11 protein-coding genes and 1 tRNA gene are annotated in these 21,339 nt (G+C 43.6%); 6 read left to right on the plus strand and 6 right to left on the minus strand.

Features of this window, described 5'->3' with window-relative positions:
• Window positions 1-498: 498 nt before the first annotated feature.
• Window positions 499-3,246 carry a WG repeat-containing protein gene (locus ED312_RS13645; protein WP_170164518.1) on the minus strand — a complete coding sequence of 916 codons (2,748 nt, stop codon included), beginning with the start codon at window positions 3,244-3,246 and terminating at the stop codon, window positions 499-501.
• 298 nt (window positions 3,247-3,544) lie between these two features.
• Between ED312_RS13645 and ED312_RS13650 the strand changes: the two genes are divergently transcribed.
• The gene (locus tag ED312_RS13650; protein ID WP_240643103.1) at window positions 3,545-4,228 is read left to right on the plus strand and encodes a DUF4230 domain-containing protein; all 684 of its coding nucleotides are present in this window, start codon (window positions 3,545-3,547) and stop codon (window positions 4,226-4,228) included.
• Here the strand turns inward: ED312_RS13650 and ED312_RS13655 are convergent.
• Complete coding sequence (locus ED312_RS13655; RefSeq protein ID WP_240643104.1) at window positions 4,225-6,891, minus strand: glycoside hydrolase family 3 protein; 2,667 nt, start codon at window positions 6,889-6,891, stop codon at window positions 4,225-4,227. The two genes, ED312_RS13650 and ED312_RS13655, sit on opposite strands and share 4 nt — an antisense overlap.
• 300 nt (window positions 6,892-7,191) lie before the next feature.
• Between ED312_RS13655 and ED312_RS13660 the strand changes: the two genes are divergently transcribed.
• From ED312_RS13660 to ED312_RS13670, 3 genes are all read left to right on the plus strand, one after another.
• Entirely contained in the window at window positions 7,192-10,173 is a 2,982-nt protein-coding gene (locus ED312_RS13660) for an AsmA family protein (protein ID WP_148044293.1), read from the plus strand.
• Window positions 10,174-10,197: 24 nt separating this feature from the next.
• The gene (locus tag ED312_RS13665) at window positions 10,198-10,761 is read left to right on the plus strand and encodes a Crp/Fnr family transcriptional regulator (protein ID WP_123216577.1); all 564 of its coding nucleotides are present in this window, start codon (window positions 10,198-10,200) and stop codon (window positions 10,759-10,761) included.
• A gap of 108 nt (window positions 10,762-10,869) precedes the next feature.
• On the plus strand, window positions 10,870-11,262 hold the full coding sequence (locus ED312_RS13670; RefSeq protein ID WP_123216578.1) for a RidA family protein: 393 nt from the start codon (window positions 10,870-10,872) through the stop codon (window positions 11,260-11,262).
• Between the two features lie 464 nt (window positions 11,263-11,726).
• Here ED312_RS13670 and ED312_RS13675 read toward each other — a convergent pair whose 3' ends face one another.
• Both ED312_RS13675 and ED312_RS13680 read right to left on the minus strand, forming a co-directional pair.
• Window positions 11,727-17,963 carry a type I polyketide synthase gene (locus ED312_RS13675; RefSeq protein WP_123216579.1) on the minus strand — a complete coding sequence of 2,079 codons (6,237 nt, stop codon included), beginning with the start codon at window positions 17,961-17,963 and terminating at the stop codon, window positions 11,727-11,729.
• Between the two features lie 60 nt (window positions 17,964-18,023).
• Window positions 18,024-19,190 carry an SDR family oxidoreductase gene (locus ED312_RS13680; protein ID WP_123216580.1) on the minus strand — a complete coding sequence of 389 codons (1,167 nt, stop codon included), beginning with the start codon at window positions 19,188-19,190 and terminating at the stop codon, window positions 18,024-18,026.
• A gap of 191 nt (window positions 19,191-19,381) precedes the next feature.
• Between ED312_RS13680 and ED312_RS13685 the strand changes: the two genes are divergently transcribed.
• Both ED312_RS13685 and ED312_RS23795 read left to right on the plus strand, forming a co-directional pair.
• Window positions 19,382-19,693 carry a hypothetical protein gene (locus tag ED312_RS13685; protein ID WP_123216581.1) on the plus strand — a complete coding sequence of 104 codons (312 nt, stop codon included), beginning with the start codon at window positions 19,382-19,384 and terminating at the stop codon, window positions 19,691-19,693.
• A gap of 510 nt (window positions 19,694-20,203) precedes the next feature.
• Window positions 20,204-20,521 (plus strand): hypothetical protein, encoded by a 318-nt coding sequence (locus ED312_RS23795; protein WP_123216582.1) that lies wholly within the window; start codon window positions 20,204-20,206, stop codon window positions 20,519-20,521.
• Here ED312_RS23795 and ED312_RS13695 read toward each other — a convergent pair.
• Window positions 20,519-20,592: transfer RNA gene (locus ED312_RS13695), tRNA-Arg, on the minus strand. The two genes, ED312_RS23795 and ED312_RS13695, sit on opposite strands and share 3 nt — an antisense overlap.
• Window positions 20,593-20,767: 175 nt before the next feature.
• Entirely contained in the window at window positions 20,768-21,214 is a 447-nt protein-coding gene (locus ED312_RS13700) for a GatB/YqeY domain-containing protein (protein WP_123216583.1), read from the minus strand.
• Window positions 21,215-21,339 lie beyond the last annotated feature (125 nt).

Raw genomic sequence — 21,339 nt, forward strand, 5'->3', positions numbered from 1 at the left:
AACCCCAAAAAACACAAATACAAACACCTGAATATCTAACTACTTTAAGTAGGTACGAGTATTCAGCAACATATAAAGAAATTTCAAAAAAATGAAGTCAAAGCTACTCTTTACCAACTATAAAAAGCATGGGCTTAAACTTAACAACTGAATTTAAAAGACTAAGAAACTGTTTAAATTTTATCCCTTCGGCAAGTGGTTTCTGAATTTATCGAAAGGCTCGAAGCACCGCCTTTGGTTCTTTCAGGCACCTTTTTCCATACCGGCAAAGCAGGTTAAAGGGATTGAAGGGGATTGATCCGGCTATGCCGAAAGATTGAGGGAGATTGAAAGGATTGATTTTAAACATTTCAATCTCCCTCAATCTTCTTCAATCTACCATCAATCTCATTAATTCCACACTTTAATCCCGATATTATCGGGACCAAAAACAAAATTTAAACAGTTTCTGAGAGCCCCGAACTAAAAGCTCTACAACTTTTCGCAAAGAGTATTGCCCTAATTCCCAACAAATTCTATTATATCCCCTGCCTTCCAGGAAAGATTCTTCCCGTCTCTTGTAAAGTACTGCCATTGGCCGTATTTCAGACACAACACGGGAAAGGACATGTCTACAGAGGTATCAAAATGGTTCATCACACTGTTAAATGCCACATCGTCCAGCTCCGCGGGAATAATGATCTTTCCTTTCCAGTCCGCTATACCAAACTTTACCGGGGGAACATCCCGGCCGTAGAACACATCATTGATATATCTTGTACCTCCCGTCCGAAGCAGAAAACCCCGTCGATTATTAAACGGCAGGATAGTACTGTAAACAGGGGACAGGATTACCTTACCATTATGACTGGCAAGGCCTGCCAATGTTTCTCCCATACTTTTCCTGTCTGTTTTTAAAAGGACCATGTGATCTTTATTGATGTACGACAGGTTAATACTCTTATAATAATCATATTGCAACGGTACGACGATCTGTCCCGTACTATCCGCATACCCGTATACCGCATCGGAGTACGCTTCGGTTTTTTCCATAATCCCTGTCCCCGGAGCCTCTTTTTTATTTTTTCCGTGAACACGATTTACGGAGCCTCCCTTTCCCAGCATGATCATACCGTGTTTTACAGCATCGGATGCTATATCATATACAAAGGGGATAATTGTTTTTCCTTCGGTATCTATAAATCCGGTTTTATAACGATCTCCCGTTACTTTATCTACCCTTGCCAATCCACCAGAAAACCTGTGTATCAAGGAAATCGGATTCGTTCTATCTTCGAGGTCACTATAATAATACGTGCCGTATTTCTCAGAATAAGCTTTTCTTTCCGGCACATTGTATAATTGTCCGGAAAGGCTGTCTTTACTTACCAGCAGCACCTCCGGGCTCCCCGTTTCCCACACTGCGGGATAATCCAGGGGAATTATTTTTCGTTTTTGTGGCCGGAACAGATAATGCCTCTGTTCTTTCCTGAGCAACCATACATTCTCATCCAGTGGTGATACGGTTTCGTATTTAACGGGGAGTACTTCCCTTCCTTTCGTATCGAACAAACCGCTTACCTCAATAGACATACCATTATTATTTGTTTCCTTACGGACAAGGATTAGCCCGTTTTCCAAAAAACGAACCTCATCATATTCTACAGGGACAACCTGTTTCCCTTCTACTGTAAATACCCCCTGCTTTCCACCTCCGTAGGATTCGGTACTTATGGCAACCAACTTCAGGGAATCCTGTTTTTTTATCCAGCCGTAAACGGAGGGTAGTATCTCCCTTTTCGTGTTTAAATCAAAGAGTCCTTTCTTTCCCTTCCTGGTCACCTCCAGCACTGAGGGATAATTTTTATCATAATGGTCCCATTCTTCATATTGCATGGGCATAATTTCGTTCCCGTTCAAATCATACAGGGCCACCATTCCGTCGTAACCAACTTCTACCAGTCCCAGGGGGACATCATCCGTGTCTCCGTAAAAACCGCTTTCGGCATTTTGTACCTTCCGGAACGCCGGTGCTACCAGAACGCCGTTCCCCGGATTAAAAAAACCGTACGACTCCATTTCCTCCAACCGGAATAACCGGGTAACGGAATCATCGGAATGCTTTACGTCTACGGGATAAATGTCATCATATCCCGGAGGCAACACATCTTCACCTCTGGTATTCAGCAATCCGTACAGTCCGTCCATTTTGGCCACAAAAAAGTTTCCGTAGATCCGTATGTCTTCATATTGCGGTTCCAGGATAATATTGCCTTTCCTGTTTGCAAGTCCTTTGAGACCATCCTTCAACAGTAAAAGATGAAGTTCAGGCCCTTCTTCAAAATAAAAAGACGGTTCGCGGATATCATCATATACCGGAGGTAATATGGTGTTACCGTTCCTATCGACAACCCCGGTTTTACCTTCCTTTTTTATTTTTAACAAACCCCCTCCCATCCACTCGGCATCCGTAAATTCCTTTGCCGTAGGTATATATACCACTACAGGTTTACTGTTCCGGGTGAAAGACAAAACCCAGTCATCACTACGCATATTCCAGTGCATATGGTCATAACGGAATGGCACCAGAACTTCATTTTTAAAGGAAATTATCCCCCATTTTCCATCTCTACGCGCATATACATAATCCGATTTCAGGCCGCAGCCTCCACAATAGTCAAATTCGTCATACGCTGTCGGCACTATCATTTTGTCGACCGTTATATCATATACTCCCCATTTACCATCCTGTTTTATCCCGTAGTGTTTACCATCCAGCACATAGTAATCCTCAAAACGTGCGAGCCGGGAGGAAACAGAAGGTACGGGAGCGCTGTTCCAGTCCTGTACGGGTTTTCCGTATTTCCTGAAAGCAGCATCGAAATAACTGTATTCCGGTTTTAGCACCCAGGTTCCGTCCGGTGCAAGTATGCCCCATTTATCATCTTTTCCCCGGTAAACGGCAAATACGGTTTCAGGTATCTCTCCCGGCGCATTTTTCGTTTCATCCCGGTACAGTTCCTCCGCATGGATAGTACCGAAGTCTTTGGCATTATACATTTTGTCAAAAGCATACCGCCCAGTGGTATCTATATAAAAACTCCGTCCCTCCTGTTTTACTCTCGCATAGCCGTTTACAAAACGGGAAAGGCCATTCTCTGTTTCTTCGGCCTGCTCCGGCGACACCTCTACAATCTGTGCACGGGTCACTACAAAGAACAAGAGCACCGATATAAGGGAAAATGTGCTTTTAGTTATTTTCATCATTACGCTCATTGGTTATCGTTCCATTCTTTTACTAATGAAATTCCGGGATTACGGGAAAGGTTGTTACCCGGAAAACAAATGCTCAAAATTACATATTTCGCATATAGCCGGACATCCCCCGAAACCATTATTTTCACGTGTTATTTTCTTTTGCAAACTTGCTTTTCTGTCCGAAAAACAGGCAGGTTCTTCCGTAACCGGTTTATGTGTTATATACCGACCTGAAAAATAATCGTATTTTTATGCATATTGATCCCTAAAGAATATTGTCGGGAATAAAACAAATAAACCATAGTTTTTGAAAGAACACAAATATATACCACGTCCCCTGTTAAGGGTTATTATAGTTGTACTGCTTATTGTGTGCATATGGCAGTTTTACCGTTATCGCAGGGAAAACAGGGAAATACTGCTACACAATACTACCTTGCTGGAAAAACAGATTAAGAATGTAGGGAAGCTCATCGTTACGGAAGGTAACTACGCTCAGGTCTTTACCTTCGAAGATTCCAAAAAATTCTATCTGGACATATTGTCCGCAAGGAAAAAAGCTCTGGTAGTGGTCAATGCCACAGCAAAGGTTTCCTATGACCTGAGTAAAATAAAAACGGAAATACTCGAAGATAAAAAGACCGTGATCATTACCTATATACCGCCACCGGAACTGGAGATTAATCCTAAAATCGAGTATTACGACATCCAACAGGACTACTTTAACCGTTTTGATGCCGGCGATCACAACAAGATCCGGAAACGTATAGAAAATTCCCTTCGCAAGGAGATCGACAAATCTACCTTAATGACCAATTCGCGGAACCGGCTGCTTACGGAACTGCATAAAATATACCTCCTCACCAATTCCATGGGATGGACCCTGCAATACCGTGACCAGGTGATACAGGAAGAAAGCGACCTGTTCCGCGATTCGTTTATTCCGGAGTCCATGAAAATCCCGGGTAACCCGGAATTCCGGGAGCATTAAAAGTCCAGGGAAGCGGTTGGACCCACAACTTTTACGCGTTTTGAAACCGTCTCTGTGGAAACGGCATCACACCTGCCGGAAAATCCCGGTTGTTCGCCCCCGACGGTAATGGTAAACCACCCGGGTTCTATGACGAGTTTTTCTTTATCGTTTATCATGGAAAGCTGCCGGGGCTGAATGGTAAAACGTACTTTTTTACGTTCTCCTTTTTTAAGATGTACCCTCTTAAACCCTGCCAGCTGGTGCCTGGGCCTTGGGGTAGAGGCCTTTTCGTCTTTGAGGTATACCTGTACTACCTCATCCCCGTCTGCCTCTCCCTTATTGCTTACTTCCACTTCAATAGCAATCGGTTCGTTGGTACCTGTTTCCGAAGGGATATTAAGCTTATCGTAGGTAAACCTGGTATAGCTCAGCCCGTATCCGAAAGGGTATAAAGGTTCTTTCTCAAAATAGCGATAGGTTCGTCCTTTCATATCATAATCTTCAAAAGGCGGTAGTTCTTCCACAGATTTATAATAGGTAACAGGAAGCCTTCCTGCCGGGTTATAATCCCCGAACAAAACATCGGCTATGGCATTACCTCCCTGCTGCCCGGGATAACCGGCAGACACGATGGCAGGGACATGATCTGCCGCCCAGTTTACGGACAATGCACTACCGTTGAGCAATACGAGGACCACGGGTTTACCTAGGGCCACAATTTCCTGCATCAGTTTTTCCTGGGCTTCCGGTAAATCAAGTTTGGTACGGTCGCCCCCTGAAAACCCGTCTACTTCTATATTCATCTCCTCTCCTTCCAGGCGTTCGTTCAGTCCCAGGGCCAAAACAATCACATCGCCCTTTTTGGCTGTTTCCACGGCTTTGCGCCTCTGGTCTCCTTTGGGAGTGCTCCAAAGCATTTGTGCCGTAGCATCGCCATAATAATTTTTATATTTTACTTCTATTTTATATTTCTTTCCTTTTTCCAGAACTATTTCTTTGGGGTCCAGGGAAGCACGGTGTTTGTGATTTCCTCCTCCTTCCGTTTTCCCGGCGATGGAAAATTCCATAAATGGTTTTCCCCAATCGCTGAAGTAATACGTTCCTGTTTTCGGTGGGATGAGATATCCTGTCCACCGTATACTGTAATTCCTCATTTTCAACCGGGGGTCGGGTGTATTGATGTCCCACTGGAAATTGATGTTATCGTCCTGTCTTGTAAATAATGGTTCCCCTTCCCAGTTGTCATTATCAAAGTACTCCCCCTTCAGTCCCTGTAAACCGTTCTCACCCTGCAAATAAACAGAGGGTATGACCTCCATGGTAGGAATGCCATCGGCCAGGGGACTTCCTTCTTCATATAAAATATTAACTTCCGGAGACAATTTGTTTTTTATTCCCTGTAATACGGTAACAGGTTTTTCCGGAATACCGTTATAATTCCCCCACAGGGATTGCACATTATCTGCATTGGGGCCTATAACGGCAATGTTCTTTACATTTTTGGACAAGGGTAGCATCTGATTTTCGTTGCGTAAGAGGACTATGCTTTCCTGTGCTGCCTTTCTTGCGAGATCATCATGGGCAGCATTGCCGTTTACCGAGAACGGTATCTGAAAATAAGGGGACCGTTCTTCATTATCGAACATCCCCAGTTTAAACCGGGCCCTGAAGAGTCTTTTAACCGCCACGTCCAGGTCCTGTTCGCTGACCAGTCCTTCCTTAATCGCCTCATTGAGGAATTCGTAGGAGTTTCCGCAATTCAGATCACACCCGGCCTTTACCGCCAGTGCCGAAGCTATGGCCGCGTTATCTGCTATTTTATGCGTTTTCCATATATCGGAAATAGCACCGCAGTCGGAAACCACATAACCGGTAAAGCCCCATTGATTTCTTAAAATATCGTAGAGGTATTCGCTGGCACTTGCCGCTTCGCCGTTCACCCGGTTATAAGCGGTCATGACGGAATGGACATTCCCCTCCTTAACCAATGTTCTGAAAGCAGGCAGATAGGTTTCCCACAGGTCGCGTTTATCCGGTATGACGTCAAACTCATGCCGGGACGGTTCGGGCCCGGAATGCACGGCAAAATGTTTCGCAGTAGCTATTGTTTTCAGGTATTCGGGATCATCGCCCTGCAGCCCTTTTACGAATTGCAGTCCCAGCTGCCCGGTCAGATAAGGATCTTCCCCGTACGTCTCATGCCCCCTACCCCACCTGGGGTCACGGAAAATATTGATATTAGGCGACCAGAAGGTAAGCCCCTGGTAAATATCGTGCTGTCCCCTTCTTATATATTCGTGATGCTTCGCCCTTCCCTCATCCGATATTGCGGTGGCTACTTTGAAAAGCAGATCCTTATTCCATGAGGCTGCTATGGTAATGGATTGCGGGAATACTGTAGCATAGCCCGCCCTGGCAACACCATGCAAAGCTTCATTCCACCAGTCATATTTTGGTACCCCCAGGCGTTCTATTGCCGGGGCATCGGACATCAACTGTGCTATTTTTTCTTCCGGGCTAAGCCTGGATACCAGGTCGTTCAACCGTTCTTCTACCGGTAATTCCGGGTTCTGAAAGGGGAAATCATATTGCCCGTAGGTCATAAAACTTATCATCGTCGCAATTAGAAAACTCCATTTCTTCGCATTGTTGAGCCCATTTGAATGTGCTGTGTTCATCATTGTTTTTTTTATTTTTTTAATCCGTTGAGTATCCTGATCATACCAAAAAACCGCCACAGGTCTTTTTTACTTTCCATTACCTTTTAGTCTAATGTACTATAACCAAATATAATGAATGTTTATTAAACAGTTTTAATTAAAATTGTGTCTTTCTTAAATTTCCCGGTCCTCTTATAATTATTCCTTCCGAAGAGTGCTTTATAGAAGCAGCCTTGTTAAAAGGAAGAAAATTAACAGATTTGAGGTTTGATATTTTTCCCGTATGATATCTTTGTCATTTGGAAACAGTATCCGTTACAAATGAAGATCAGCAAAACATTCAAAAGGGCAGGGATCGTATTACTGACATTTTTTGCAGTGATGTCGGTAATCATTGCCATAGCCCTCAATTTTATTTTCACTCCTGAGAAGATCACTCCGGAGGTAGTACAGATAATCAACGAAAATATACGTGGAAAAGTAGATTGCGAACGCATAGAACTTACCTTTTTTCCCAGTTTTCCCCGGTTTGGTATTCGTCTGAAAAACGGCGCCGTATTGCCCCCGACACATTCCGGTTCCGGGGATACACTGGCAGCCTTTAACGACGCCCAGGTAATCCTTAATATGTATAAGTTACTGGCAAAGAATGAACTTCACATCAACAATATAAGACTAAATCGTCCGGATATACACGCTATGGTAGACTCCCTGGGTAATCCCAACTGGGACGTACTGGGATTGGTAACAGACACTATTCCGGCCGATACCACCGAAAGTGGTTTTTCCTTTAAGAAAATCGTACTGAAGAATCTCGAGATTCAACACGGTAACCTCCTTTATGAAGACGGGCTCTCCAAAAACAATTACCAGGTACATGATTTCAATTTTCGTGTGAAGGCTGTGAAAGGAGATAAGGGACTTTTTCTCAATACTCACAATAAGAGCGATAATATTTCCATGTACAAAGATGGAGGCAAGCCTTATCAAATAAAAAATATCACCATAATTTCTACACTTTTTTACGATCGATCCGACAGAACAATACATATCAAAGAGAGTGATTTTTCTTTGAACGACATCCATTTTTCCACTAAGGGACAAATACAACTGTATCCCGAACAGCAGGAATTATCCGCCGACCTGGAAACCCGGCTGGTTACCAATTCTTTTAAAAATATTGTTGAACTGATACCTCCCCATATCCTGCACAACGAAAAAATAGATACCGAAGGGAAGGTAGATCTTCGGTTAACTGTAAACGGCCTTTACGGCAAGGATCACCAACCCCGTATAGATGCCAGTCTCCATATAGATCATGCAAGTTTGGCCTATTCGGATTTCCGGGGAAAAATTGAGGATATCTCGGTCAGGGCCACTTCTGTCCTATTCCCGGATGGGGCTGCTCCTTCTTCGGTGACCATCGACCATCTGCGTGTTAACGGAACGGGAGTTCATATAGACGCATCCGGGAATATAGAGCACCTTTTCGAAAACGCTGTTTTTGATATTGCCCTGAAAAGCAATATCGACTTTACCGAGTTCCACGCCAATTTCCCGGTAGACGAAAACATTAAAGCCAAAGGGAATATCGAGGCCGATCTCAAAACCAATTTTAAACTCAATGACCTCACGGGCAATCACTATGAGAACATCAATCTGGTAGGGAATCTGCAATTTGACGATGTAGATATCGATTCGCCCAAAGACAGCTTGTGGTTTCGTACAAGACAACTGCAAACTTCTTTCTTCCGACAGAAAAATGAGCGGAGTAATATGGCCGGAAATGTGGATATCCGGGATGCCAGACTTGTCTATAAGAACGATCTCGATTTTACCGCCGAAGAGATCACGGCCGACCTTAAAGTAGACCAGCAAGGAGAAAAAAAAGTCAAGCTTGACATGACTATGGGTCTGAAAACACTGAGATTCACTTCAAAATCGGATTCTCTGAGGGGAATAGTCAAAAAAGCAAATGGGGAAGCCCGGCTTTTTCCTGAAGAGGAGGGCAAAGCGGCATATATTACATCTCGTTTTACCATAGACAGTGCGGCTTTACGTCAGAAGAAAGATTTTGTAGCGATAAAACAGGGGAACTACGTGATGAGACTGGACAAAAAGGCTCCGAAAAAATGGGCCCCGAAAGGCCACGTTAACTTTCACCGCCTTATCGCATACAGTCCGAAAATGGGTGTTCCGCTTAAAATGCCTGCTTCCAGGATTTCTTTTGAAAATGACAACATTACCCTGGATCACGCCAAGTTCCATTTCGGGAACTCCGATGCAACCCTTACCGGTAATATACAACACCTCAAAGGCTTCAAATCCGGCGATCCCGTGACGGCAACCCTGGAGGTAGATGCAGATTTTATAGATGCCAATCAGTTAATGCAGGTATTCTCCTCTCCTCCCGACGAAGTTGTGGATGTAGATAATATGGAGAAAATCGATCAGGAAGTTGCAACGGATGCTCTTAAAGGCGAAAAACACACTTTTAAAATCCCGGACAATCTTCGTTTCACCTTAAACACCAATATCAACCGGTTGAAATTCGGTGATATGGACATGCGCAATATCTATGGCAGAGCGAGAATTAAAGAAGGCACAATGAAACTGGAGGATTTTCACCTCAATACCCTGGCAGCGCAATTGCAGGCCGACATATCTTACTCAGCCAAAACCAATAAAGAAGCCGATCTCGATTTCCGCTTATACCTGAGCAATATTGAAATGGACCAGATCCATCGCGTGTTTCCTGTTCTGGATTCTCTTTTCCCTATGACGAGGTCCTTTGAAGGCAAGGCCGATTTCAGGCTGAAAGGCAACGCCAAACTGAGCGAAGACATGGACATAAAGATCCCCACACTTAAAGGTATCGCCGCCTTAAAGGCCCATGACATCATAGTACTTGACGGACCGACCTTCTCCGATCTTGCCAAAACCTTCATGTTCAAAAACAAAGAAAAGAATCCCATAAAGGAGCTGAACATGGAAATGACCTTCGAAGAAAGCCACCTGGAGATACTTCCCGCACTGCTGGAAATCGACCGTTACCAACTCGCCGTAGGGGGGATACAAAACCTGGACATGAGTTATGACTACCATATTTCCGTACTCAAATCGCCTGTTCCGTTTAAAACAGGAGTGGATGTAAAGGGAAATTTCGACGATTACGACATCAGCCTGTTGAACAAGGCAAAATACAAATATTACTTTACCGACAAAGAACGACTGCTTAAAAAGGCAGACTCACTGGTTATTAATCGCAAGAGCGATATCCTGCACCAGCTGGAATTCAATTAAAACATCAGTATATAAACCGGGCATATGCAGGAAACGTTAAAACGACATATAACAGAAATAATACCACTGACAGAAGACGAATTTGCATTTGTCGCTGCTCATTTTTCTGTTCAGAACTTCAAAAAACGTGAATACCTGATCCGTCAGGGAAAAAATGTACCATATACTTATTTTGTAGTTTCCGGGCTTTTAAAACTGATATATAACGACGAATCAGGCAAAGAACATATTTTATCTTTTGCCATGGAAGACTGGTGGGAAACGGATTTTCTCGCTTTTTATTCCGGGACCAAAGCCACCATGTCTCTGCAATGCCTGGAGGATACCTGTGTACTCTGTATTTCGCTGGAGGATTATGAGAAACTATGTTCGGGCCTTCCGAAGATGGAACATTTTTTTCTCAAAAAAGCGACCTCGGGACATATTGCATCACAGCAACGTATTTTCTCCCTTCTGAGTTCCAATGCACGGGATCGTTATAATCAACTGCTTAAACGCTATCCTTCCCTCTTTCAAAGAGTGCCGAAAACCCTGATCGCTTCCTACCTAGGTGTTTCGCGGGAAACCCTCAGCAGGCTTTCCTCCTGAGCCGTTTCCTCCTGTTCTTAATTGTGACATTTGTCACGCAATTAAACTTCATACCGTACTCATCTTTGTCATATAATTTGTAATTGTTAACCCAAAAAAAACAGACAAATGGAAAAGAGAGCATTCAATCCCTGGAAATGGCAGGACGAACGCGGTTATGTACAGGCCGTAGAAGTCAAACAGACCGAAGGGACACTTTATTGTGCAGGACAGGCGGCCGTAAACCCGGACGGCACTTCGAGCAACGCCGACATGAAAAGTCAGTTGATCCATGCACTGGAAAACCTGGAACAGGTAATTACAGAAGCCGGGTATGAATGTAAGAATATCGTACGGCTGAATGTCTACACAACCTCATCTGAAGAGCTTTTTGATACCGGTTTTGATATTTACCTGGACTGGGTAAAAAAACACGGTATTAAAACAGCACTTACCTTAATGGAAGTAAAAGTCCTTTTCGAAACACTGAAGATCGAATTTGAGGCTACGGTAGTGAAGTGAATCGGAATACCCCACCATTCCCGGACGTAAAATCTGTATTCCGCATGCCCCGCCCACCATAACGAGATATTCCGGAAAAGCATGCTATAAAAAAAGCAAATCATTTTAAAAAATGATTTGCTTTTTTTAAGTGAGCCTGGCAGAACGATTTTCGAACCGGTTTATGGTAGATCTGAAGAAATTAACATCCCATGCGAGAATAGGCTAAACCTTATTTACACAGCTTTTATACTATTAGGTAATTCAAGTAAATTGGCTTTACTGTAAGACTTTAACTGTCTTTGAGTGATATGTTCTACTGAGATTTTCTATTCAGAAAGCACACATAAAAGCTCCAAATCTTTCAGAAATTGGTTCGGGATTTGTATCTTTGGGGCCACTGAAAACCCCTGTAATTACTGATATTACAAAGGTTTTTAGTTTTACGAAAAATAACCTGCTACTTCAACCGTGTCTACCACTTACTACATCATTATCTCCTGTACCTTTTCACTCTTTCGTTTTTTATCCTGTGAGCCTGTTTTTAACCGGTATATCTTTGTGTTTATCAGTTGGGCCAATTGGGTAATGGTTCCTGCGCCCAGTATTTCCATTACCGGTAGGTCAATTCCTAATCTGGATTGGATGGCTACTACCAATTCAACAGACATAATAGAATCAAATCCCAGGTCACTTAATTTAACATCCATTTGCAGCGCTTCTACAGGGGAACCGGTTATTTCAGCAATCAGCTGCTTAATGCTATCCACTACAACATTATCCCATTGATCTCTTTCCAACGCCAAAAGACTGCTTATAAAAACAGGCAATGATCCATGCTGTTTGTTTTCCAGCAATCTTGAAAGTCTTTTCCAGGTCCCCGGGAGCGAACTGGTCATTTTATTCCAATCGATATCGATAATGCCAATATGATTTTGAAAGTGATCGATGGCTTCGCCCATTAACTGGAGACCAATGACAGGGGAAATGGGGTTATAACCGATACTGGCCACATGTGATTGTGCCAACTGATTCCTCGCCAGCATGCCTGTTTCACTAATGGCGCCCCAACTGATACTGGTTGCAGGTAAACCATGTCGTATCCTGTCCAGCGCCAGGCCGTCTAAAAAGCAATTAGCTGCTGTGTATGCCAATTGCCCGGTATTACCTGTATAACCTGTGACAGAGGAATAACACACAAAGAATTTTAAACGGAGGTTTCGGGTTTGCTTATGCAGGTGCCATGCGCCTAATGCTTTGGGCAAAAACACTTTATCGAAAAGAGCCGGTGTAATTGATTCGATAAGGCAATCTTCCATGACAGCTGCGGCATGTATTATGCCGGCCAGTTCCAATCCTTTATCCGATGATTGTTGCACGGCTTTTTTTACCGAAGCAGGGTCGGTTACATCTAATTGAACAGGATAAACAGTGCAACCGTAAGTTTCGATTTTTTCCCGGATATATCCTTCCTCACTAGTTATGCGTCCGCTCCTGCTTCCCAATACCAGGTGTTTTACCCCCTGCTCTGCCAGCCATTGTGCAGTTCGCAAACCAAAACCGCCGCACCCTCCTGTTATTAAAATACTTTCATTTTCATTGAAACTGAGCTGCTTCCTGGTTTCCGGTACTGTTTCCATATTGTGATTGGTAAAATCTATCACCACCTTACCCGAATGGGTGCCTGAGGCCAGTTTTTTAAATGCTTCCTTGCATTTGGCCACATCAAAAACTTCATAAGGAAGCGGTGCCAATAATTTCCCGGTATAATCCCTGAGAAAATTCAGGAAAAACCGGCGGGCAGACTGCGGAGATACCGGAAGGACCTTGTCGAGATCAAGAGCAATGAATTGTACGCTCTTGTTGAAGGGAAGCAATGAAAGCTTACTGTTTGTGGTTATATCCTGCTTGCCTATTTCAATAAACCTGCCGAGGGTACGGATAAGACGGAGGCTTTTATGCAAGGCAGGGCCTGACAGGGAATTTAATACCACATCCACGCCTTCCCCGTTTGTATCCTGTAATATTTCATCGTAAAAATTCAGCGATCTCGAATCATATACATGTACAACACCCATCGCTTTCAATAAGGCTCTTTTTTCATTTGTGCCGGCAGTAGCATATACTTCGGCGCCCCTGGCCAATGCTATATTGCACGCCGATAATCCCACCCCGCCGGCAGCTGCATGGATCAGTATGCGTTCGTCTTTTTGCAGGCGTCCCATTTCAATCAATGCCGTCCAGGCGGTATAGTATACGAAGAAAGAAGCAGCTTCCCGGAAAGAAACATTATCCGGCAATTTGAATACATACTGTCGGTTAATGTTAATATGTGTCCTTAAGCCGTTGCCAATAAAATATACCCTGTCTCCGACCTTGAGTTGCTCGACAGAAGGATGGACCTGCGTAACAATACCTGCACCTTCCAAACCAAAATCAGCACCGAAGAAGGTGTCTTCCAGGGCAGCTTCATTCAGCATGCCCATCGCTTTCATTACATCCTTAAAATTGATCGAAGATGATGCTACTTCAATTTGCACCTCATTGACATCAGGTGCATTGATCCCTATATTTCTGAAAGCAAGGCTTTCCATTTTACCTTTTTGAAGTATATCTAACCGGTATGGCTGGCTATTTTCGTTCTTTATCGGTGTTTGGGCCCTTTGCGGAAAACCAATATCGTCTCTTATCAGAGCCCCCTGGTACCAGCCAGATGCAGTATAGATCAATTCTTCTTCTTCAAATATACTTTCTACCAGCATGCTCAGGTCACTTTCCGTCGGCGAATGTTGCAAATCGATTGTTTTTAATTGTATATGCGGCATTTCCGTTGTCACCGTCCGGGCAAATCCGGCTAAGGCCGTATGATGGGGATTTATCTTTTCAATGGTGGGACTGGTTTCATCGGCGAGGCCATGTTCTATCAACAGTAATAACCGTTCCAGCTGTTTTTTTAGCGGGCTTTGCAGTAAAGTGATCAACTGATGGCAATCTGCTAAGGCACCCGTTATATTGTTACTGTCTGCAGCTGCTATGTAGAGTAACTGGAAATCTTCATCCTTTATTTGCACCAGCTCATCAATGGGAATAAACTGAATGGGCCGCGTTGACAGTTGCGGAAGCTTGTCGAACGCTGAACGATCACCAGTTGCCAAAAAAGTCGTGTGAGCATAACCATGATTGGAAGCGAACTCGTACGCTGAAAAAGTATACTTGTATATCCAGCTTTGTTGTGGGTTCAGCGCTGCGCTGATCGTCGTTTTTTTGCAGAAGAGCCCTTGCAGGTCGACCAGTACATTGCCGCTGCCATCCAGCAATTGCAGGTTACCTGAAAAGCTGTTGGCATTTTGCCGGGTGATTTCGCCTATGCAGTAGACAACAGGAGGAAGTGGCTTAAACACTTTCATAGTATCGATTTTAACGGGCAGGTAGGCTTGACCCGGGCGAGTGTTGGCCAATAAGAGCAAGATCGACTGAAAAGCACCATCCAGGATCTCTGGATGTACAACAGATTGCCGGCTTGTCGGTTCGCCTGTCCTTTGTAAAATAGCAAATACGTGGCTGTTGTTGAAAAATGAATAGGATGAAATGGTCTGAAAATGTTCTTTATAATTTAAGCCGATCAATGCAAAATATTGGTAGGCATCTGCTTTGGTGAAGGTGCGGGGAGTCGCCAGCAGGGGTTGTATGTCTTTACCGGGTAAAGTAGTATATTTATCAGAAGTCCAGGCCATCCCTTTCACATGAGTTGTCCAGTTATCATCAACTTTAGATGAAATCGAAAAATTGCCTTCAGGAAATAGGGAGGTAAACAATTCGGGGTACTCGCTTTCCTGAAAAGAGAGTGGCGTGTTAAATTCCACCTGCTCGGCAATAAGTGTTCTACCGGACGAACTGGCAGACAGTACAGATAGAATACTTTCTACATAACCTGCTCCAGGGAAAACGACAGTGTTTCCGATCTGGTGGTCTTTCAGGTAATGCAGGGCCGGCCGGTTAATTTGAGTTTTCCAGCAAAGAGCCGGGCCAGCTATTTTTTCCTGCAAAAAGGGATTCGGGTTATTTTCACCCGACCGGAAACTGGTAATTTCCGCCGCCTGTGCCCAGCAATATTCTTTGTCCCACGCATAAGCCGGCAACCTTATGATCTCACCTTTAATGCCTGGGTTCAATAAAACCGGGACACCCGTACTCATCATTTCTTCTATGTTTGTACAAATGTTTTCAGATTCGTCGGTATGCCGCTTTAAAGTATGGAAAGTGTTCACTTTTGTGTTTGCCGCAGCGGCAATTTCCTTGATGGCACCGCCCAGAACAGGGTGGGGGCCAATTTCGATAAAGTTAGTATATCCCTGCTTTATCAGGTTTTCAAGTGTCTGATTAAAAAAGACCTGCTGCCGTATATTTCTCCACCAATAACCCGCGTGGTGCATGGGGGTATCGACGGCTGTTCCGGTCACGGTAGAATATAAGGGTGTGGCCGGCAGGTGAGGCTCCACGAAGTCAAAAGCTTCTAACAGTTCCTTTTCAAGGATATCGGTTTGGGACGAATGATAGGCGACCTCTACACGAACAAATTTGGAAAAAAAACCGTCGACAGTCAATTGCCTGTCGAGCCGGCCTAAACTTTCCTCTGTTCCGGCGATAGTAACCGATTGAGGGGAGTTGATGGTAGCAATTTCAAGACCGGGAAAGGATTGCAGGTATCCGGCTGCTTTTTCACTACTTAGCCCCACAGCCAGCAAGGTGCCTTTACCGGCGATTTTTTCCAGAATATCCCCCCTGTGATAAATAATGCGTACCCCTTCTTCCAATGTAATTGTTTTTGCGATCACTGCCGCGGCAATTTCTCCCACACTATGACCTATGATCATATCTTTGGAGATTCCTTTTGCGGTTAGCATTTCACTTAAGCCTACCTGGATAAAGAAATTAGCCGCCTGGGCAAAGTTATTCCTGGTGATCTGTGAATCGGCTGCGCCTTTCTGCATTTCGGTTAACAGGGAATAACCGGCGATATCGGTAAAGATAGCATCGCATTTATTCAGCGTATTTCTGAATACGATATCATTCCTGTAAAGCTCCTGCCCCATGCCATACCACTGCGGACCCATCCCGGTGAAAACCCAAACCAACCGCTGGTCTTTGTTTGCTGCTATTCGGGGATATTCCCCGTTTTGTATCTTCATTTCCAAAGCAGCTATCAGCTCTTCACGGCTGGCGGCTTCTATAAGCCACACAAGATGGTGCAGCGTTTTCCTCCGGGTTAAGGTATAGGCCAGGTTATGCAGCGACAGATCCTTTTCTTTTTCCAGGAAACCCAGAAGGTTCACTGCATTCCCTTTCAGTGCTCCGGAGGAATTTCCGGAAATTGGGAATTGATATAGAGCGGGATGTTCAGGCACTTTAACGGGCGTTGTTGCATCCGGATGGTATCCGGATAGAATAGCATGACCATTTGTACCTCCATAACCGAAAGAATTAACCGCTGCGTATGCTGGTTTGTGGTCCAGATACCAGGTAGCGCCCTCAAGGGGAACGCTGATGTTCAATTGTGAGAATGGTATGGCTGGGGATAAAGAACCGAGGTGCATATGTGGTACAAGCTTTTGTTTTTTTAGTACTAATGCTGCTTTAATGACCCCGGCTACACCGGAAGCCGCTTCTGTATGGCCTATATTTGGTTTTATTGAACCAACAGGTAGTGGTTGCGATCTGCTTTTGCCGTATATGCTGCCCAGTGCATTCAGTTCTATAGGGTCTCCTGCTTTTGTACCGGTTCCGTGCGCTTCAACATAATCAATTTCTGACGGGTGTATACTGCTCGTTTTCAGCACACTGCGGATCACTTTCACCTGGGCATCGAGGTTGGGAAGCGAGATGCCTTCCGTTCTCCCGTCCTGGTTAATGGCAGTACCCTCGATCACAGCATAAAGATCATCGTTATCTGCTATTGCTTTGTCCAGTGATTTTAAAACAAGGATCCCCGCACCTTCCCCCCGGCCATATCCGTCGGCCTGCTCAGAAAACGCTTTGGACCGGCCATCTCTGGCCAGGTATTTCCCTTTGCACATGAATACGCTCGCTGCCGGGCTGAGCATTACGTTTACGCCACCTGCAATGGCCAGTTCTGCTTCCCCGTTTTTAATGGCCTGACAGGCCAGGTGAATGGCTACCATGGATGAAGAGCATGCCGTATCAATCGTAACAGAAGGCCCCATCAGGTCAAAGGCATGAGAAAGCCTGTTAGAAAGTAAAGTAGCGGAACCGGCTACTGCTGTATGCGTATTCATATATTGCAGTGCGTCCCCAGCTACCCGTAGCATCAGGTTATCCAGCATGAAGGCACCGATAAATACACCGGTATTTGTTTTTCGGAGTGCATGAATGTCCAGCCCTGCATCATCAAATGCCTCGTATGCTATTTCCAGGAGCAGTTTTTGCTGGATGTCAAGCGTCAGGCTCTCCCTACGAGAAAGACCAAAAAAATTATAATCAAAGTCGTAAATATTTCCTTTGAGAAAAGCTCCCCGTTTTACATACATTTTTCCGGGAGCATCTTCATTCGGATCATAGAATTTATCTAAACTCCATCGGTCTTCCGGAACACTGCTCAAACCATCATGACAGTTTTTTAACAGATGCCAGAAACTTTCTGAGTCGGTTATATTTCCTGCATACCTACAGCCAATACCTACAATAGCGATTTTCTTTTTTTTCATGGTCAGTTATTTAGGGGTTAATAACAAGTAAAAAGGTTTACATATGAGAAATATCTTTTTTTAAAGTGATCCGAATTTATTTTCGTAGGCAAATTCGTATAAGTTCTTAAACTCCTTTTCTATATCTGCCTCAACAATATCAAGCATAATTTCTCTAAGCCTGGTAGTATCAAATTGATGAATAGGGGTAGATATGTAATGAGAGAGCACAGGGCCTACCGTTTCATAATACTGCTTTTCCACTACCGACATGCTTTCGGGTGGAGGCGCATATTCCGTCAGGTCACATTTTATTCCCGCAAAGCTGCACATGCATTGAAATAAGTAAATAACGGGTACCTGCCGGGAGCTGACCGCATTCAACTGATCTATAGTATCATTTTCAAACGTCTTGACAATGGATTTGGCTACGTAATCAACAGGCACAATATTCATACTGCCGGCAGGGTTCGATTCAATCCTGACTTTTTCGCCTGTCCGAAGGATGTTTGATAAACTGCATGCCAGTAAAAATTTTCCAAACAAGTAAAATACGTTAAAAGTAGGGGTGTAATATAAGGGTTCATCCAGCATGCGGCCACATATGGCGGATGGCCTGATGATCTGCCAGGTTTTGTTATGTTGCCTACAGTATTGAATGAGCTCGTATTCCATTTTTATTTTGAATTTTTCATACGGGTTGCGGTTTTCAATCGCTTCGCATAAAACAGGATCGCCATTCGCATCGAATTGTATGTACTGATCAGTGATCACGCCCTTGTAATGACCTATTGAAAAAGCGCTACTGATAAAAATAAATTTGTGTAATTTCGGCATGCTCCATGTCAACAAATGTTTTGTGGCCAAATAGTTATGGGTGAAAGTTTTTTCATGCGCAGTGGTAGTATTAGACAAGTCGGTTTCTGCAGCGGTATGAATAACATACAGCTTGTCAAAATTCTTCAGTGAGGTGAGGTGGGTAGCATTCAATTCTTCAATACCTGCTTCAATCAGTATTATATATTTCAATAAATCATTTGAGGCATACTCAGTTAAATAAGCAGGCCTGTACCGATGAGTAATGACGGCCTTTAGCCGTTCCAATCCGGTTTGGGATGATTTAGCCCTTATGACAACGATCAATATACCCTTTTTCTGCCCTGATGCATATGAGTGCAATAATTCATACAATATATGCCTGCCAAGTATTCCGGTAACACCGGTAAGCAATACATTTAAGTTAGCCATAAAAAACAATATTTGAGTTAGTTAGAAAAAGGTGTTTGATTAATCAATTTCAGCAAAGAATCTATTTCTTACTTAATACAGGATTCCAACATGTACATCCAGTCCTGAAATTGCATTTCCTCCTATTGACTTATCTTCCCTGACTGGTATAAATTAAAGTAGTAACACGATACTCTTTTGAATAAAAGTGCTTGAAGAATATTGTCAAGTATGGAAAATATCAACGTATCCAGACAGCGTTATCGCCCCGAGCTATATTGCCAAATCGGGCAAGAAAACCCCGGGACTCGGCTATTTCTGGTCCGTCCGGACAGGCCGGGCAGGTCAAACGCGAACTGGAACTGCTGGGTATGGCCATCATTGACGTGGACACCCATGCCGGTTTTCACCTGGATACCTGCCATGCGCTAACCGATGCTTGTAAAAAGGAACTCCGCTACTGCTTCACGCACATTCTCCAGCAATTAATTAAGCCTGGCAGAGCCCTCCCTAATCAAACGTAAGACAGATTCACCTCCGTTGATTTCATTCATTCCCGTAGCGTTCAATTCCTGAACTCCGTAGTTTTCCAGATTTTTCACGATTTGTTAAGTTAGGTTATACAATAGGATCGGGTATCACTTTCACACAATCATCAGACGGTATAAAAATGACGGGGTACAAAAAACGAAGTGCCAAAACTTTCTACCAAATTAATATTGTTCACTGTAAAAACCTTGCAGTTTTGTAGTTTTTGATTACGAAAAATAAAAAAAGGCTATCTTCTAAAAAGTTTTAGGCGGCCTGTTTATATTCGATCTATTTGCCTGTTCTCAACTTTGGACTGGTAAGAGTTAATGAGTATAGGTGTTGTGGGTTTATTGCAATAAAAGCTAAACTATAACCGATCAGGCACATCTTATTAGGGTCTGCTGATTTTCAACACGCTGCACCCGTTGGATATTTGCCCCGGCATAGTGTTACTGCCGAATAATCTGCAACCGGATGCGTTTTTTTACAGCTAAACAAGAAAAATGTTAATTTGCAAGAGAGATTTTGAAGTACCTAAAAGAAGGAGAGGGCAACTTACCTCGATTTTGAGAAGTTTAATTCTAAATCATTCTGAAAAATTAACAGATATAAAAACTAGATTAATGGCTAAAGGAGAACTTGACCTCAAATATAAATTTGCTGAGTTTGTAAGAACACAACGAAAGAAAAAGGGATATAGTCAATCCGAGCTCGCAATAAGGGCTTTGGGAAGTGATGTCAAACAAAATATGTCGGAAACATTTCAAGTAAATAAACAAATAAACCCCTGTAAATCAGGGGTTTATTTGCTGGTGATGTGACCCCGGAGGGATTCGAACCCCCAACCCTCAGAGCCGAAATCTGATATTCTATCCAGTTGAACTACGGAGCCGTCACTTAAAATCTAGTGTAAAACCACTAAGATTTATTATTTTTTCAGTATTTCAGTAATAAATTCTCTTCCTACACCTGATTTCAGGTATTTTTCCCTTTCTCAGGCCTTTTGCCTCCCCTCAATCTCTTCCACATATACCAACCCTGAACAGTAAAAGTCCGGGATGTCTATTTTATGCCAATTTTTGTTTTACTATGGAGGAAATTACCTTTCCGTCTGCTTTTCCTGCCAGTCGTCCGGTAGCCAATCCCATTACCTTACCCATATCTTTCATGCCTTCGGCACCGGTTTCAGCAATGATCTTTTCTATTACCCCGGCTATTTCTTCTTCACTCATTTGCTCCGGAAGAAATTTTTCGATTACTGCTGCCTGGGCCAGTTCGGGTTCTGCAAGATCCTCTCTTCCCTGTTCCGAATAAATCGCCGCGCTGTCCTTACGTTGTTTTACGAGCTTCTGTAACAACTTCAATTCATCTGCCTCAGTAAGTTCTTTGGAACTGCTCTCGGTCCGGGCAAGCAACAGGGCAGATTTGATAGCGCGAAGGGCTTCCAAAGACACTGTGTCTTTAGCCCTCATGGCTGTCTTCATCTCCTCCATTACGTTACTTTGCAAACTCATAATATCGGCTTTTATTTCCGGACTGCGAATATAAGAAAGAATTATAAAACGTGTATCTAAAAATTATAAGATTTTTTGACTTGTCCCCTAAAAACAGTTAAACGTCATGGTTTTCAAAAACACAC

The sequence above is a fragment of the Sinomicrobium pectinilyticum genome (assembly GCF_003725735.1).
Taxonomy (GTDB): domain Bacteria; phylum Bacteroidota; class Bacteroidia; order Flavobacteriales; family Flavobacteriaceae; genus Sinomicrobium; species Sinomicrobium pectinilyticum.

Bases quoted from the DNA above. Each gene is read 5' to 3' on its own strand.
- ED312_RS13655 (WP_240643104.1), bottom strand. From the start codon at position 6,891: ATGATGAACACAGCACATTCAAATGGGCTCAACAATGCGAAGAAATGG.
- ED312_RS13665 (WP_123216577.1), top strand. From the start codon at position 10,198: ATGCAGGAAACGTTAAAACGACATATAACAGAAATAATACCACTGACA.
- ED312_RS13660 (WP_148044293.1), top strand. From the start codon at position 7,192: ATGAAGATCAGCAAAACATTCAAAAGGGCAGGGATCGTATTACTGACA.
- ED312_RS13675 (WP_123216579.1), bottom strand. From the start codon at position 17,963: ATGAAAAAAAAGAAAATCGCTATTGTAGGTATTGGCTGTAGGTATGCA.
- ED312_RS13645 (WP_170164518.1), bottom strand. From the start codon at position 3,246: ATGATGAAAATAACTAAAAGCACATTTTCCCTTATATCGGTGCTCTTG.
- ED312_RS13670 (WP_123216578.1), top strand. From the start codon at position 10,870: ATGGAAAAGAGAGCATTCAATCCCTGGAAATGGCAGGACGAACGCGGT.
- ED312_RS23795 (WP_123216582.1), top strand. From the start codon at position 20,204: ATGTTAATTTGCAAGAGAGATTTTGAAGTACCTAAAAGAAGGAGAGGG.
- ED312_RS13700 (WP_123216583.1), bottom strand. From the start codon at position 21,214: ATGAGTTTGCAAAGTAACGTAATGGAGGAGATGAAGACAGCCATGAGG.
- ED312_RS13680 (WP_123216580.1), bottom strand. From the start codon at position 19,190: ATGGCTAACTTAAATGTATTGCTTACCGGTGTTACCGGAATACTTGGC.